The sequence below is a fragment of the Streptomyces antnestii genome (genome assembly GCF_004005495.1).
In the GTDB taxonomy this organism is placed as follows: Bacteria; Actinomycetota; Actinomycetes; order Streptomycetales; family Streptomycetaceae; genus Streptomyces; species Streptomyces antnestii.
In genome coordinates this window covers 63,119-78,511 of record NZ_RZYA01000023.1, presented here as the reverse complement: position 1 = coordinate 78,511, position 15,393 = coordinate 63,119, and the positions used below count along the sequence as shown (strand labels likewise).

Genomic DNA, 15,393 nt, shown 5'->3' with positions numbered 1-15,393 from the left:
GACGCGGTGCGGCCCGCGCCCGCGCCCGCCGGGAACTCCCTGCACTCCGGAGTTCCGGTGTCTACCGCCCGGCCTGCAGCGGGTAGTGGTCCGAGAGGTTGGTGTATGTGTAGCTCTTGCCCCAACTGCTCACCGTCCAGGGGGCCGTGGTCTCGTTCACCACGTCGTTGACCCAGCCGCTCGGGCGCGCGTGGCCCTGGACGTGCAGGACGTAGTCCAGGTCCTCCTTGGGCTCGCCGGGGTAGCGGTAGCTCGCGATCGAGTTCGTCTCGGTGTCGAAGGAGTACGGGAGGCCGGTCCGCGAGTCCGCGCCGACGAGCCCGCCGTCGGCGAGCATGGAGGCGTACTCGGGGCCGTGCGAGTTCACGTTGAGGTCGCCCGCGACCATGACCTGCTCGGTGGCCGGAATGTGCTTGGCGTCCAGGAAGGACTTGATGGCCTTGAACTGGAGGCTGCGGTCCTTGACCGCCTCGCCCGCCCCGCAGCCCGAGTCGGTGGACTGGGTGTGGGTGCCGACCACGTGCACCTCCGTGCCGTTCACGTCGAGGACGGCGTACACGAAGCCCTTGTTCGAGTACCAGTCGGAGCCGCAGGCGTCCTTGTAGACGAACTGCTCCTTGTGCACGATCGGCCACTTGCTGAGCAGCGTCACGCCGCCGTCCTCGGGCGTGGTGGCGGAGTAGGAGCCGCCGGTGGCGTCCCAGCCGTCCTTGGACCGGCCGACGACAGGGGTCTGGTACGGGTACTGCGCCGCCGCGTCGTGCTTCAGCGCGTCCGACGCCGAGTTGTCGAACGCCTCCTGGAGCACGACGACGTCGTTGCCCTGGAAGAAGGATGCGGCCGGAATGGCCGCCGCCCGGTGCGCCTGGCCCCAGTTGGGGTACAGGTTCGTGCTCATCAGGAACGTGTTGTACGTCAGGACCTTGAGTCTCGGCGGCTCCGCGGACGTCGTGGCCGACGCCTGCGGGGCGGTCAGGACGGCGGAGACGGCGGCCAGGGTGACGGCTATGGCGGAACCGGTCGTGCGGCGGGCAACGCGGGACACGTGGCCTCCCGTTTCATGTGGGGGTGCGGTGAGGGACGCGGGCACGCCACATCAAAGCAGCCGCAGTTACCTCTGGGTAACCTCCAGGTGGCCACTTTCTCTCAATTCCGTTGCGCGTAGGGCCTGTTGGCTGTCACTCCGCGCGTCGCAGCCGTGCCGAGAGGTGGTGCTGGAGCGGCAGGCCCACCGCTTCGAGATCGTGCGTGAACGTGAGCGTGCCGTCGTCGGTCAGCGTGTAGACGCGGCGGGTCGCGCCGACCTCCTTGGCGGTGGGGGCGAGCGCCACCTGGTCGGTGGTGAGGTCGACCGTGGTGCCGTCCGCCGTGCCGACGGCGATCTCCGCGATGCCGGTGGGCTGGGTGATCAGCGACTCGACACGGCCGTCGGCCTGGAGCCGCCACCAGCCGCTCTCCCGCGCCGAGGGCCGCAGCGGCGCGCCGTCGGCGCCGAGCAGCCAGGCCCGCGCCTCGTAGCGCAGGAAGGGGCGGCCGTCGTGGCTGAAGGTGACTTCCTGCGCGTAGGTGAAGTCCCCGTCGAGGCTGGGGTATCCGCCCTCTCCGCGGCCGTGCCACGTACCGAGGAGGCCGAGCACGGGCGCAAGGAGCGGGTGCGGGGCGGGGTCCCCGTCCGGCCGGCTGCTGTCGGGGTACGGGTGGGCCGGTGCGGGGTCGTTCACGGTGTGCGCTCCTGAGGTCGTGACGGGGGCCGGGTGCCGGGTGAAGCCTAGAGCGTCGCAGCGGGCGCCTGACTTTTCGGCGACGCGGCGAGCGTGTGTGCGCGCATGCGTGCCGGGCGTCGTCACGCCGCGGGAAAGTGTCGGACACTCCCTAGGGGGTGTCGTCGCCCCTGTCGGTGCCGGGCCGCGTGTCCCCGTCGCCCTCGCCCTCACCCTCGCCGTCGGGCAGCGGCTCGGTCGCCGTGAACTCGCACCACACCGCCTTCCCGTCGCCGCGCGGTTCGACGCCCCAGTCGTCGGCGTACGCGTCCACCATCAGCAGGCCGCGCCCGGAGGTGGCGGCCTCGCCGGGGGTGCGACGGCGCGGCCACACGCTGGACCGGTCCTTGACCCAGAGCCGGACCCGCCGCGCCGGGCCCGGCAGCACTTCGAGGGTGACGACGGCGCCGGCCTCCGTGTGCAGCAGGGCGTTCACCATCAGCTCACCGGCGGCGACCTCGACGTCGTCCACGATCGAGGCGAATCCCCAGTCCTGCAGGGCCCGCCGCAGGGCGGTGCGGGTCTCGGCGAGGCCCTGGGGGTCGGCCGGGTGCAGGTACTGGTGGATGCGGGGCGCCAGCGGTGTGCCCGGGTCGAGGTCGCGGCGCAGGACGAGCAGGGCCACGTCGTCGCCGTTCGGCCTGGCCTGCCGCAGCGGCTCCGACAGGTGGTCGGCCATGGCGGTCGCCTGGACGGGCCCGGCGCGCACCGCTTCCGTCAGCGCCTTCACACCGGCCACGACGTCGCTCCCCGACTGCTCGACGAGACCGTCAGTGAACAGGACGAACGTCTCGCCGGGCAGCAGGTCGAGTCGCGTCTCGGGGTACTCCTCGTCGCCGAACTCCGTGGCGAGGCCGAGCGGGAGCCCGCCGCGCACGGGAGGGGTGCTGACGCGGCCGCCCGTGGCCCGGAGTATGGGTTCCATGTGCCCGGCCCTGGCGACCCGTACGTCTCCGGTGGCGGGGTCGACCTGGGCGTACGTGCACGTGGCGAAGCGCTCGGTGTCCAGTTCGACGAGGAAGCGCGAGGCGCGCGCCATGACGGTGGACGGCGGATGTCCCTCGCCGGCGAAGGCGCGCAGGGCGATACGCAGCTGGCCCATGACGGCGGCGGCCTGGGTGTCGTGCCCCTCCACGTCGCCGACCGCGATCCCGATCCGGCGGCGGGGCAGCGGGATCACGTCCCACCAGTCGCCGCCGACCTCCCGGCCGCTGCTCGCCGCGTGATAGCGGGCGGCGATCTCGACGCCGTCGAACTCGGGGATGTGCCGCGGCAGCATGGTCGACTGCAGGCCGGTCGCGAAGTCGCGTTCGCCGTCGAAGAGGATCGCCCGCTGGAGGGACTGGGCGATGATGCCGGCGAGGCCGAGGCACAGGTCACGGTCCTCCGCCGTGAAGTCGTCGCGCCCCCGGAAGAAGAGCGCGAGCCCGCCGACGGAGCGGGCCTGGGCGACCAGCGGCAGGAAGGCGGCCGCGTCCAGCTCGAGCCGTTTCGCGTACGGGCCGAGGCGCGGGAAGCGGTCCGCGAGTTCACGCAGTGAGGTCACGAAGCGGGGGCGCTGGGTGATCACCGCTTCGGCGAGGGGCAGTGACTCGTCGATGCGGTGCAGTTTGAGTTCCGCGAGCGCGGACATCGACTCCCCTGCCTGGGCGACGAGTTGGAGCACCTCGCCCTCGACGAGTCCGAGGACGAGTCCGTCCGCGCCGAAGCGTTCGAGCCCGCCCTCGCCGGTGAGGACGGCGGTCACGTCCTCCACCGTCATGGCCCGGGACAGGGCGTCGGCGGTGTCCTGGAGGGCGGTGGTCATCCGCTGCCATCCGGCGAGCTGTACGGGGCTGGTCATGGCGAGCTGGGCCCGGTCCGCGCCGGCGTCCCGCACGACACCGGCGACGCATCGCGGGGTGCCGTGCTCGTCCTTGAGGACCCGGCCGCGCAGATGCGTCCACTGCTCCTCGCCGTCGCGGCGCAGGACCCGGAAGTAGGCCCCGTACGAGGACCGCCCCGCGTGGATCGCCGTCATCACGGCGGCGCCGAGGCGGGCGCCCTCCTCGGGTGAGACACGTGCCAGCAGGGACTCGGGGCGGCCGTCGTACTCGTCGGGGCGCAGGTCGAAGACGGCGAGGCCGGCCGCGTCCAGTTCGAGGGTTCCCTCCTCCAGATCCCACTCGAAACTGCCCACGCGGTTCAGCGCGAGCCGCTCCCCGAGGGCGATCTCCGTTCTGCGCCGTCCTGCCATGCGTTCGCTCCGGAGGAGTGGGCCGGGAGAACCCGGGCGGCCGGCCGGGCTCCTCGCCTCCTGGGATCCGTCACGACCCGTGTCGTCAACGCCGGGAACTCCGAGCATAGCTTTGGCCCATTTATCCCGCATTCCGCCCGGGCGAGCCCTCGGCTGTTTTTGTATACCAAAAGCAACGCCACCCGCATCCCAGATGCGTCGAGAGCCCCGGGAATCTCCACAAATGCCGCCTGACCTCTCACTCCTCCCGAGGCACCCTTGCCGCGCCTTCCTCGGTCGGTATACCAATAGGCCGATCGGCAGCGTCTCAAGAACCAGAGAACCCTGAGGAGAACCGTATGACTCCCCCTCCCCTGTCCCGTCGCGGCGTCCTCGCCGGTGCCGCGTTACTCAGTGCGGCGCTCACCCCCGCCGGGACGGCGCAGGCCGCGTCGGCCACCGGGCGCGAGGCGTCCGGCAAGGCCGTGGTGTTCCGCGACGTCCGGCCTTTCGGCGCCGCCGAAGCCGTGGACCTCACGGTGATCGACGGTGTCGTCTCGGACGCGCCCGCGCCCAAGGGCGCCAAGGTGGTCCAGGGCGACGGCCGCATCGCGCTGCCGGCCCTGGTCGACGCGCACATCCACCCGGACAAGACCAGCTGGGGCGGTTCGTGGGTGTCCCGCAAGCCGGCGCACTCCATCGCCGAGTTCACCGAGCAGGACGTCGAGCTGTTCAAGGCGCAGAAGCGTCCGGTCGGCGAGCGGGCCTACGGACTGATGGCGCACGCCGTGACCCGCGGCACCCGCGCCATGCGGGCGCACGCCGACGTGGCACCCGCGTACGGCCTGGCCGGTGTCGAGGGCATCGCCGAGGCCCGCGAGCGGCTCGCCGGCGCACTCGACGTGCAGATCGTGGCGTTCCCGCAGCACGGCGTCGTCCGCACACCGGGTACCGCGAAGCTGCTGGAGGACGCGGCGCGCGCCGGCCTGATCGACATGGTCGGCGGCATCGACCCGATCAGCTTCGACCACGCCCTCGACGAGCAGCTCGACCTGGTCTTCGACCTCGCCGACCGGTACGGCGTCGGGGTGGACATCCACCTCCACGACCGGGACGAGAGGGGCACGACGGTGCTGCGCGGCATCATCCAGCGCACCAGGGCGCTGTCCCTGCGCGGCAAGGTGACGGTCAGTCACGTCTTCTGCCTGCCGTACCTGTCGAAGGGCGACCTCGACACGATGGCCGCCGATCTGGCGGAGCAGGACATCGCCCTGACGACGGTGGCGCCGGGCGAGAACACGGTGCTGCCCATCGCCGCGCTGCAGAAGCACGGGGTGCGGGTCGGTCTCGGCTCGGACGGTGTCCGTGACTCCTGGAGCCCGTACGGCAACGCCGACATGCTCCACCGGGCGCACATCCTCGGCCAGATCACCGACGTACGCCTCGACGAGGAACTGACGGCGTGCTACACGGTCGGGGCGAACGGCTCCGCCGACGTACTGGGCCTGCCCCACGTCGACTTCAAGCCCGGGTCACCGGCGGACTTCGTCCTGGTGCGGGGCGAGTGCGTGCCGCAGATCGTGATCGACATGCCGCAGCGCGACCTGGTCGTCCACGGCGGCCGGGTCGTGGCCCGCGCGGGCGAACTCGTCTGATCCCGTCCGATCTGGTCCGACCCCGTCCGGTCTCGGCTGTTGATCGCGGGTTTCTGATCAACAGCCGGGGCCGACACGTCCCTTGAGGAGGTCGAGGAGCCGGTCGTGCGGGAGTGCGGGGGTGCGGTGCCCGTCCCGGCCGGTCATCTCCGCGTTCACGACAAGGGCGTTGAGCACCGCCTCCTCGACCGCCTGAACCGCGGCCTCGTAGAAGGGGTCGATGCGGCCCCAGGGGATGCTGCGCAGGGTGTCGTAGTCGTCCGCTGTCGGCTCACCGACCGGGAAGGAGCTGGCCAGAGCGCCGGAGTTGGCGGTGGACAGGGCGAGGAAGATGTCCCCGGAGAAGTGGCCCCCGGTGGTGCCGGTACGGCCCAGGCCGATGGGCACACGCCTGGCGAGGGCCTTGCACTGGCCGGGCAGCAGTGGTGCGTCGGTGGCGATCACGACGATCACGGAGCCGGCCCCGCCCGGCGCGAGCCAGTCGGTGTCTTCCATGGGGTTGTCGTCGAGCAGGTGGCGGCCGACCGGGACTCCGGAGACGGTGAGCTCGCGCCGGTCGCCGAAGTTCGCCTGGACCAGCGCGCCCACCGTGTACTGGTCCGGGCCGTAGCCGACGACCCGGGACGCGGTGCCCGAACCCCCCTTGAAGCCATAGCAGTTCATGCCGGTGCCGCCGCCGACCGATCCCTCCTCCAACGGGCCACTGGCAGCTGCCTCGATGGCGGCGACGGCGTGTTCGGGGCGTACGTGCGGGCCGTTGATGTCGTTCAGGTAGCCGTCCCAGGTCTCGGCGACCACGGGCAGCAGCCACTGCCGGGCGAGCCCGGGACGGCGGTCCGCCACCCAGTCGATGACACCGCGGTGCACCGGTCCGACCGCGTGCGTGTTGGTGATGCAGACCGGAAGGGTCAGTGAGCCGGTCTCCTCGATCCAGGCGGTGCCGGTCATCTCGCCGTTGCCGTTGAGCGAGTACCAGCCCGCCGCGCAGGCGGTGCCCACGGCGTCGCGGCCACGGGGCAGGAGCGCGGTGACCCCGGTGCGCACCGCGTCGCTCTCGACGAGGGTCACGTGTCCCACCTCGACGCCGGGCACATCGGTGACCGCGTTCCACGGACCGGGGGCGCCGTCGAAGGGGATGCCAAGGGCGCGGGCCCGGGGCCGCCCCGAAGGGGTGGTGTGGGCTGACGGGGTGGTGTGGGCGTCGGTGCTCATGGGGCGGGGTCCTCCGGAGGGGCGGCGGCGGGCTGGGAGCGGGCGGTGCTGTCCGGCGTCTGCGCGGTCGGGCGGTCGGGGACGAGTTCGGCGCAGCCGGTCGCGGTGCGCGCGTAGCCGAGGATCAGCTCCAGTGCGCGCTCGGTGGTGACGGAGGGGCTGCTCGCGATGATGTACATCCCGAACGCGTCCTCCAGGCCGACCAGGTTGGTGGCGATGTCGAGGACGGGCTCGGCGGGGTGGAAGTGGCCCTGCGCCACGCCGACCTCCAGGATGCCTGCGTACACGGCGACCTGACGGTCGGTCAGTCCCTGGATGAGGGCTTGGTAGACAGGGTCGTCGGGCAGGTCGGAGCCGAAGCGGTACAACGCCCGGACGAGTTCGTCGTCCGGGCCTGACGGGAGGCCGCAGCGGGCCGAGGCCACCAGCTTGTCCCGGGCGTCGGACAGCGTCGAGACCCGTGCCATGCGCCGGGTGAAGAAGCGGTCGACGGCCTCCTTGTACACCTGGCGCAGCAGCTCGGAGAGGTCCTGGAAGTAGTAGTGCACGGAGCCCCGGGCCACACCGGCGGCGTCGGCGATGTCGGCCACGCGCACCCGGGCGGGTCCGTGCGCGCTGACGGCGCGCGTCGCGGCGGCGACGAGCTGGGCTCGTCGGGCGGTCTGGTTCTTTGGTCTTGCCACCCTTCAATCTTTGGCTACCCAGCCAAAAAATTCAAGGGAAGAGTGACCGGGCATTGACAGGTGAGCGTCACAGGACTTTGGCTGAGGCGCCAAAGAACCCGCGACAGGGGAGAGACCGATGGACGAAGAGCTCGAGACCGGCGGCAGACATCCGGCGGCGCCCGCCCCTGACGTCTCCCCGCCCGCCCCTGACGTCTCCCCGCCGGCCCCCGACGGCTCCCCGCCCGGCGCGCCGGCGCCCGCTGCAGGAGCCAAGTACGCGCAGCAGCTGTCGCGTTCGCTGACCTTCAAGGAGAATGTGCTGATCACGCTCTCCTCCGTCACTCCGGCGTCGAGCGTGTTCATCATCGTGCCGTCCGTCATCCAGGGAATAGGCGGCGCCGCCACGATCGCCTTCGCCATCGCCGCGGTGGCGGGCGTGTTCATGGCCTTCTGCTACGCGGAACTCTCCAGCCGCTACCCGGTCACCGGCGGTGAGTACGCCTTCGCCGCCCGCACCCTGGGCCGTCCCACCGGCTTCGCGATGTTCCTGCTCGCACTCGTCGGCGGTGTCGGCATCCTCGCCGTCGTCGCCCTGGGCACCGGGGACTACCTCGGTGTGGTGTGGGGCTCCCTCGACGGCAAGGGGGTCGGGATCGCCGTGCTGCTGATCGCCACTGTCGTCGCGCTGTTCAACATCCGTACGAACGCCTGGGTCACCGGCGTGTTCCTCCTGGTGGAGATGGCGGCGCTCGTGGTGCTGGCCGTGCTCGGCTTCGTCCACGTCGACCAGCCGGTGTCCACGCTGTGGACCGCGCAGACGCTGGGCGGCTCGGGCGTGCTCGAAGGCGCTTCCTGGGGACTGGTCGCCGCCGCCACGACCACAGCCATGTTCGCCTACAACGGCTACGGGACCGCCGTGTACTTCTCCGAGGAGACCCGTCACGCCGGTGCCACGATCGGTCGGGCCATCCTGTGGTCCCTGGGCATCACCGTGGTCACCGAGATGGTTCCGCTGATCGCCGTGCTGCTCGGAACGCCGAGCATGCGGGCGCTGATCGGCGCCGACGCGCCGATGAACTACTTCCTGCTGGCTCGCGGCAACGGCACGATCAACACCGTCGTCAGCCTCGGCATCGCCCTGGCCATCATCAACGCCGTGATCGCGATGATGCTTCAGATGGGCCGCCTGCTGTACTCCTCGGCCCGGGACGGTTCCTGGCCGGACGCGATCGGCCGGCCACTGGCCACCGTTCATCCCCGCCTCAGGACGCCGGTGCCCGCCACGGTCGTCGTCGGCGTGGCCACGGCGGTTCTTGCCTGGCTCGTGCCCTTCTCGACGCTGCTCCTGATCACCGGCGCCAACCTGCTCGTGCTCTACGCCGTGGTGGCGCTGTCCGCCCTGGCCGGACGCCTCACCGGGCGCACCGCCGGCGCGTCGTACCAGATGCCGCTCGGCACCGTCGGACCGGTGCTGATCCTCGTCGTGATGGGCTACGTGGCCTGGGAGACGGCGACCGCCGACTGGGCGCCGATGGCGATCACCCTGGCCATCTTCGCCACCGGCTACCTGTACTACTACGCGTATCTGCACCCCCGCCGCGACGAACGCTGGACCCTGCCCGAGCCGGCGGACGAGGAGACCGCCTGAACAGCCGTGCTCACCGCGCGGAGTGGGCCGTGGGCTCGGGGCGCAGCCGGAGCGTGAGGATCTGGAAAGGCCGCAGGGTCAGGGTCACCTGCCCTGAGGCCGTCTCCCGCGCGGCGCCGGAGCCCTGGTCCGGGGCGAGCGGGCGTTCCAGCAGATCGGTCACGGTGGCCGACTCCAGTGGGAAGCCTGTGGTCAGCAGGGCGGTGGCGCGTCCTCCGTGTGCCTCGTAGAGGCGGACGACGATGTCGCCGGTGCGGTCGTCGGCGAGCTTGACCGTGTCGATGACGACGGCGTCGTCGTCCGTGGCGACCAGCGGCGCGACCTCCGCCGAGGAGCCGGGGACGGCGCGTTCGGGCACGTTGAAGCCGTATCCCTCGCGCACCGCGTCCGTGATGTCGGCGCCGATGACGAGCCCGTACCGCAGGTGGTGCCGGCCCTGGTCGGCGTCCGGGTCGGGGAAGCGGGGGGCGTGGAGCAGCGAGAGGCGGACCGTCGTGGTGGTGCCGCCGTCGGTGCGGACGTCGCGGGTGACCTCATGTCCGTAGGTCGAGTCGTTGACGACGGCGGCGCCCCAGCCCCGTTCGCCGACGTGGAGGAAGCGGTGGGCGCAGAACTCGAACTTGGCCGCGTCCCAGCTGGTGTTGGTGTGGGTCGGGCGCCGGACGTGGCCGAAGGGGATCTCGGCGCTGGAGTGGTCCGCGCGGACGTCCAGCGGGAAGGCTGCCTTGAGGAGCTTCTCCTGCTCGTGCCAGTCGATGTCGGTGGCGATGTCGAGGCGCCTGGATCCCTCGCCGAGAGAGAGGAACTGCTCGATCCGGGATGCGCCGACGGTCCGCACGACCCGCACCCCGCCCGCCTCCGCGCGCACCGACTCGGCGTCGCGGAGGTCGTGCACGGTGTTGCGGTAGAAGGAGTCGATGTCCCAGGCGTCGTACTCGTTGGGGAAGTCCTGGTGGAGTTGGAGGAGGTTGGCCGTCGTGCCGGGGGCCAGGGCCTCGCGGGCTGCCGTGATGTCGTACGCCGAGGTCACCAGGCCCCGGTCGTCGATCCGGACGCGGACGAGTCCGTTGTCGAGAACGTGGCCGCCCTCGGCCGGTACGGGCGCGACCGGACCGGCCCATGAGTCCGTGGACGGCGACGCACCGAAGGCGGGGATGCCGTCGCGGGTGAACGGGGAGGCGTTGAAGACGAGCGTCTCCTCCCCCTTCCCTGCCAGGGCGCGCTGCGCGGCGTCGACGATCCCGTGCAGCTCGGCGGTGACCGCCGCGTGGGTCGCCTCGGCCTCCCGGTGCACCCAGCCGATGGAGGAGCCGGGCAGGATGTCGTGGAACTGGTGCAGCAGGACCGTCTTCCAGAGCCGGTCGAGCGCCTCGTGGGGGTACGGGAATCCGGTGCGGACGGCTGCGGTGGCCGACCACAACTCGGCCTCCCGGAGGAGGTGTTCGCCGCGCCGGTTGCCCTGCTTGGTGCGCAGCTGGCTGGTGAGGGTGCCCCGGTGGAACTCCAGGTACAGCTCGCCGAGCCACACCGGGGCGTCGGGGTACTCCGCGTGCGCCCGCTCGAAGAAGTCGGCGGGGCTCTCGACGGCGACCTTCGGAGAGCCCTCCAGGTCCTCCACCCGGGCTGCGCGGGCCAGCATCTCGGGGGTGGGGCCGCCACCGCCGTCTCCGTAGCCGAACGGGAGCAGCGAGCTGTTGGCGGCCTCCTTGTCCTGGAAGTTCCTTACGGCGTGGGCGAGTTCGGCTCCGGTGATCTCGGCGTTGTACGTGTCGACGGGCGGGAAGTGGCTGAAGATCCGGGTGCCGTCGATGCCCTCCCACCAGAAGGTGTGGTGCGGGAACTTGTTGGTGGTGTTCCAGGAGATCTTCTGGGTGAGGAACCAGCGCACACCGGCGAGCTTCATCAGCTGCGGCATGGCCGCGTTGTAGCCGAAGGTGTCGGGCAGCCACATCTCCTTCGTCTCGACGCCGAACTCGTCGAGGTAGAAGCGCTTGCCGTGGATGAGCTGCCGGGCGAGGGCCTCGCCGCCGATGATGTTGGTGTCGGGTTCCACCCAGAGGCTGCCGACGGGGAGGAACTGTCCGGTCCTCGCCTTCTCCCGGACGCGGCCGTAGACCTCGGGGCGGTGCTCCTTGAGCCAGGCGAGCTGCTGGGCCTGGGACATGGCGAAGCGGAAGCCGGGGTGGTCGTCCATGAGGTGGGTGACGTTCGAGAGCGTCCTGGCGACCTTGCGGACGGTCTCGCGCAGCGGCCAGAGCCAGGCGGTGTCGATGTGGGCGTGTCCGACGGCGGACATGCGGTGGGCGCTGGGGGCGGCGGGGGCCGCGAGCGCGGGGCGGAGCACTTCGCGTGCGCGGGCGGCGCTGCCGGAGACGTCCTGCAGATCGATGGCGTCGAGGGCCCGCTCAATAGTCCGCAGGATCTGCCAGCGGCGCGGCTCGGCCTCGGGGAGTTCGCGCATGAGCTGGCCGAGGACGTCCAGGTCCTGAGCGAGTTCCCACACCTGGGTGTCGAAGACCGCGAGGTCGAGGCGGAGCAGCTGGTAGAGCGGAGCATCGTGGCTACCGGTACCGGTGCCAGTCAGCCAGGACGGCCGGTCGCCCATGCGACTGGGCACTTGGTCGTCGTTGAGGTTCGGGTTGGCGGCGGCCTCGACGTAGTACGTGAACTCCTCGCCGCCGAACGCCGGGTCGGCGACCGGGATGTAGGCGTTACGGGGGTTGAGGGCCTTCACGACGGTGCCGTCCGCGCGGTAGACCAGGCCCTCGCTGGAGAAACCCGCACCGGTGAGGTTGAAGCCGATGTCGACAACGGCCTCGACGCGGCGGCCGGCCCACTCCTCCGGCACCCTGCCGCTGATCCGGAACCAGCTGGTGGTCCACGGCGGCCCCCAGCGGTGGCCGAGCGCCACCGGCTCGTACGGTGCGGCCAGGCCCTCGGCGACGGGGACGGGCTCGCCGGGGACGTTCCAGACCGCGATGTCGAGCGGGACGGTGCGGGCGTGGACCGCCGGCCTGATGCGCTGTTCGAGGACGCGGGCGAGCCGCTGCTCGGTGAGACGCTGCTTGCTGTGCATGGCTGTCTCCGTTCCCTTTCTAGGGATCGATCAGTCCGTTTCGGCCTCAGTCCTCGACGGGTCCCAGGTCGGGTGTGCCGCGAAGCGCCACCGTCCGGGTGGTCGAGCCGTGCAGTTCGAGCAGGCCCTTGCGGTCGTGCATGGCCCGGCCGTAGTTGACGCGCCGCTGGTTCTCCACGAGTACGGCCAGGTGGGTGCCCCGCCGGGGGGACGAGGAAGGTGAGCGCGTGCTCGTGGTTCTCCCGCTCCAGGACGCCGACCGGCTGCCCGTCGACGACGATCTGGGCCCGGTCGCGTACGTGCTCGACGCGGAGCACCGTGCGGAACGCCTCCGGAAGGGTCGTCTCGTAGAGGATGAATCCGGAGGACTGTCCGAGCTCCTCCATGGTGACCGGGCGGTCGGCATGGACCCCGGTGCCGCCGAGCCGCTCGGCCCGGTCCATGAGGCTTGCGCAGGTGGTGAGTTCGGCGACGGCCGGGGCGAGTTTCGGCGCGGGCGCGGGGACCGGCTCGTCGGGGACGGGCGCGTGCTGGCGAACGTGTGCGGATATTGCCGGGTTACCGTCACCCTTCGTTGTCGGCAGCAGCCCCCATCGAGCGAATAAGCACTCGTTCGATTTTTCAGAGCCGCTCGCTCCGGCTGACTCACACGATGGCGAACCGTCGCTCACGGTTGCGCGGCTTGGCATGCTCGCCCCCCCCCTGGACGTGCGCTCGCCGAACATGGGCGGTGATTGCTCCACCGCGTGCTTCGCGGGCCTCGGCCCTGGCTCGGTTGCGGCCTCGACCGTGGTGCTTACGGTGCCTGTGGCGAACGCGGCTGGACTCCCCGGACGCCTCTACGTCACAGGGTTTTGATGAGACCGCCGTCGATGACGAAGTCGGCGCCGGTGATGTTTCCCGCGCTCTCGCCGGCCAGGAACAGGACGAGGTCGGCCACTTCTTCGGGCCGGGTGAAGCGGCCGGTGGCGGAGTCGGCGGTGGCCCGCTTGGCCACTTCGTCGGCAGCCAGCCCCGAGGCCTGGGCGACCGTGGCCGCGACACCCGCCTCGCCCAGCCACAACGGGGTGGCGACCGGGCCGGGGCTGACGGTGTTGACGCGGATGCCGCGCGGCCCGACTTCCTTCGACAGGGCCTTGCAGAAGTTCGCGAGCGCCGCCTTGGCCGCGCCGTAGTCGATCACCAGTGGGTCGGGCAGGACGGCGTTGACGGAGCACACGGTGACGATGCTTCCGCCGCCGTTCTCCAGGAGCGACGGCAGGGCTGCTCGCGTGGCACGCACTGCGCTCAGGAAGTTGAGGGTGAACGCCGAGGTCCAGTCCTCGTCGGTCACCTCCAGGAATCCGCCGGTCCGCGGTCGGACTCCCCCGACGTTGTTGACGAGCACGTCCACACCGCCGAACGCGGCCGTGGCGGCGTTGATCAGCTTCGTGGGGCCGGACGGCTCGGCCAGGTCGACCTCCACCGCGACGACTTGGCCGTCGGCGGCGAGCTCGCCGAGTTCGGCGGTGACCGACCGGGATCCGGCCACCACACGCGCGCCGGCGTCGGCCAGCGCGCGGGTGATGGCGAGGCCGATCCCCCGGCCGGCACCGGTGACGACCGCGGTCTTGCCGGCGAGTCCGAGTTCCATTGGCAGATCCTTTCGAGTCCGCCCGCTTGCTACAGGCCCTGCCTGCGCAACCAGGTGAGCGAGTGTCCCCGGTCGGGGAAGTCCCTGATGTCGGTGACGGCATCGGAGCGGCGGTACTGCTTGAGCGTGGCCCGATTCACGGACTCCGGCACGGTGTGGTCCTTGCCACCGCTCATCAGCAGCAGAGGTCCGCGCACGGCATTGGCCGTGTCGACCTCAGCGGGCGAATGCGGGGTGAAGTTCGCCAACGCGGCCTCGGACAACGACTTGCCCGGCGCCGGGATCGTCCAGCGTTCGAACAGTTCGTTGGACCCTTCCTCCGAAACAGGGTTACCGAAGGCGATCGGGAGCGTGTCCCCCCAGGACGTGGCGTGCAGCCATAGTCCGTGGATGAACAGGACGGGCATCGAGGTCGTCATGGCCGCGTTCTCCGGGGTGCCAGGGTTTGGCCGTCCGCGTCACACACCGCGGACCGAGCCTTCTTTGAACCAGGGACCGATCTACCGCCGAGATCCCGGTGTCGGGCCTGGCAGCCAGCATCCGAAAGTTACCTGCGTGCTGTCCGCTCACCCGGCTGCAACACGACTGTGTGCCAGGTCGCACCGCGCGCTGCGGTGACCGACGCCGACGTCGATCGCGCTGGTCACGGATGTGCCCGTCACGATCTCGGCGGCACAACTCCACCTCAGTCGAATGACCTCCGTGCCCCGCCTGTCCGGCGTAGTCATACGACGGATGTGGCATGACTCCGGTCGTGGCAGCCGCCGGACTGTTCGGACAGCGCCGCGTCAGCCTGTGGCGGCGCCCGCGTCGGCGGGAACAAGCGCGGGCCCGACCACGTTGACGTGTCCCCGCCGCCATCACAGGCGGCGCGGGGCAAGGGAAGGACGAGCCGATGAAGGTACGTAATTCGCTGCACTCGCTGAAGGCCAAGCCGGGCGCGCAGGTGGTCCGCCGCCGCGGCAAGACCTTCGTGATCAACAAGCGGGACCCCCGGTTCAAGGCCCGCCAGGGATGACGACAGTCCGTAAGGAGACGACAGGCCGTAAGGACCTGTCCGGGGGCCGTAAGGACCTGTCCGGCGCGTGGTGATCACGCGCTGGACGGGGGCTTCAGTGCGCGTCGAGTCGTTCGGTCCAGTCGGCGGGAACCCGGCCGGCCGGGCCGGGAACCGGCTGATCGGCGGGGTGGCTCAACGGCGGGGCCAGCTCAGGGCCGCTCTCGAAGTATTCGGACGTGGCGTAGTTCCAGAACCAGGCCTCACCCGGCTCGAAGCTGCGGATCACCGGGTGCCCGGTGGACTGGGCGTGTGCCGTGCCGTGCTTGGCCGGGGAGTCGTCGCAGCAGCCGACGTGCCCGCACAGGGCACAGCGCCGCAGATGCACCCACCACCCACCGACCTCGTCGCATTCGACGCAGCCCGTGCCACTCGGCGGCACCGACGGGTCAACAGCGTTCTCGGGAATCATGAGCTCTCCTCCACGTCGCAGCGCGCCGGGACGATCTGGCCCGACCACCGTTCCCTGCCA

General features: G+C 71.0%; 13 protein-coding genes and 1 pseudogene. 3 read left to right on the top strand and 11 right to left on the bottom strand.

Annotated elements, in window-relative coordinates:
* Positions 1–61: 61 nt before the first annotated feature.
* From sph to EOT10_RS33920, 3 genes are all read right to left on the bottom strand, one after another.
* Positions 62–1,045: a sphingomyelin phosphodiesterase gene (gene sph / locus EOT10_RS33930; RefSeq protein WP_127832213.1), complete on the bottom strand. Its 984-nt coding sequence runs from the start codon at positions 1,043–1,045 to the stop codon at positions 62–64.
* Between the two features lie 133 nt (positions 1,046–1,178).
* Positions 1,179–1,721, bottom strand: a complete 543-nt coding sequence (locus tag EOT10_RS33925; protein WP_127832212.1) for a nitrobindin family protein — start codon at positions 1,719–1,721, stop codon at positions 1,179–1,181.
* Positions 1,722–1,872: 151 nt separating this feature from the next.
* Positions 1,873–3,996, bottom strand: a complete 2,124-nt coding sequence (locus tag EOT10_RS33920; protein ID WP_127832211.1) for a SpoIIE family protein phosphatase — start codon at positions 3,994–3,996, stop codon at positions 1,873–1,875.
* 338 nt (positions 3,997–4,334) lie between these two features.
* Here EOT10_RS33920 and EOT10_RS33915 point away from each other — a divergent pair, with 338 nt between their 5' ends.
* Positions 4,335–5,630: an amidohydrolase gene (locus tag EOT10_RS33915; RefSeq protein ID WP_127832210.1), complete on the top strand. Its 1,296-nt coding sequence runs from the start codon at positions 4,335–4,337 to the stop codon at positions 5,628–5,630.
* A gap of 57 nt (positions 5,631–5,687) precedes the next feature.
* On the opposite strand, the gene EOT10_RS33910 is transcribed toward EOT10_RS33915, so the two are convergent.
* Positions 5,688–6,842, bottom strand: coding sequence for a DmpA family aminopeptidase (locus EOT10_RS33910; protein ID WP_127832209.1), 1,155 nt, complete (start codon positions 6,840–6,842; stop codon positions 5,688–5,690).
* Entirely contained in the window at positions 6,839–7,525 is a 687-nt protein-coding gene (locus EOT10_RS33905) for a TetR/AcrR family transcriptional regulator (RefSeq protein WP_127832208.1), read from the bottom strand. Before EOT10_RS33905 ends, EOT10_RS33910 begins: the two co-directional genes overlap by 4 nt.
* Positions 7,526–7,643: 118 nt before the next feature.
* Here EOT10_RS33905 and EOT10_RS33900 point away from each other — a divergent pair, with 118 nt between their 5' ends.
* Positions 7,644–9,155 (top strand): APC family permease, encoded by a 1,512-nt coding sequence (locus EOT10_RS33900; RefSeq protein ID WP_127832207.1) that lies wholly within the window; start codon positions 7,644–7,646, stop codon positions 9,153–9,155.
* A 10-nt stretch (positions 9,156–9,165) separates the two neighbouring features.
* Here the strand turns inward: EOT10_RS33900 and EOT10_RS33895 are convergent, their stop codons facing one another.
* The 5 genes and pseudogenes from EOT10_RS33895 to EOT10_RS33880 form a co-directional block, all read right to left on the bottom strand.
* Complete coding sequence (locus EOT10_RS33895; protein ID WP_127832206.1) at positions 9,166–12,231, bottom strand: alpha-mannosidase; 3,066 nt, start codon at positions 12,229–12,231, stop codon at positions 9,166–9,168.
* A gap of 46 nt (positions 12,232–12,277) precedes the next feature.
* Complete coding sequence (locus EOT10_RS42685) at positions 12,278–12,409, bottom strand: hypothetical protein (protein ID WP_262985459.1); 132 nt, start codon at positions 12,407–12,409, stop codon at positions 12,278–12,280.
* 109 nt (positions 12,410–12,518) lie between these two features.
* Positions 12,519–12,617: pseudogene (locus EOT10_RS43005) on the bottom strand (hypothetical protein); the annotation flags it as partial.
* 458 nt (positions 12,618–13,075) lie between these two features.
* Entirely contained in the window at positions 13,076–13,864 is a 789-nt protein-coding gene (locus tag EOT10_RS33885) for an SDR family NAD(P)-dependent oxidoreductase (protein WP_127832204.1), read from the bottom strand.
* A gap of 29 nt (positions 13,865–13,893) precedes the next feature.
* A complete protein-coding gene (locus EOT10_RS33880) occupies positions 13,894–14,283 on the bottom strand; it encodes a dienelactone hydrolase family protein (protein WP_127832203.1) in 390 nt (129 codons plus the stop codon).
* 476 nt (positions 14,284–14,759) lie between these two features.
* On the opposite strand from EOT10_RS33880, the gene ykgO reads away from it, so the two are divergent.
* Complete coding sequence (gene ykgO, locus EOT10_RS33875; RefSeq protein WP_127832202.1) at positions 14,760–14,882, top strand: type B 50S ribosomal protein L36; 123 nt, start codon at positions 14,760–14,762, stop codon at positions 14,880–14,882.
* A gap of 94 nt (positions 14,883–14,976) precedes the next feature.
* On the opposite strand, the gene EOT10_RS33870 is transcribed toward ykgO, so the two are convergent.
* Positions 14,977–15,333, bottom strand: a complete 357-nt coding sequence (locus tag EOT10_RS33870) for a UBP-type zinc finger domain-containing protein (protein WP_127832201.1) — start codon at positions 15,331–15,333, stop codon at positions 14,977–14,979.
* Positions 15,334–15,393: the final 60 nt, after the last annotated feature.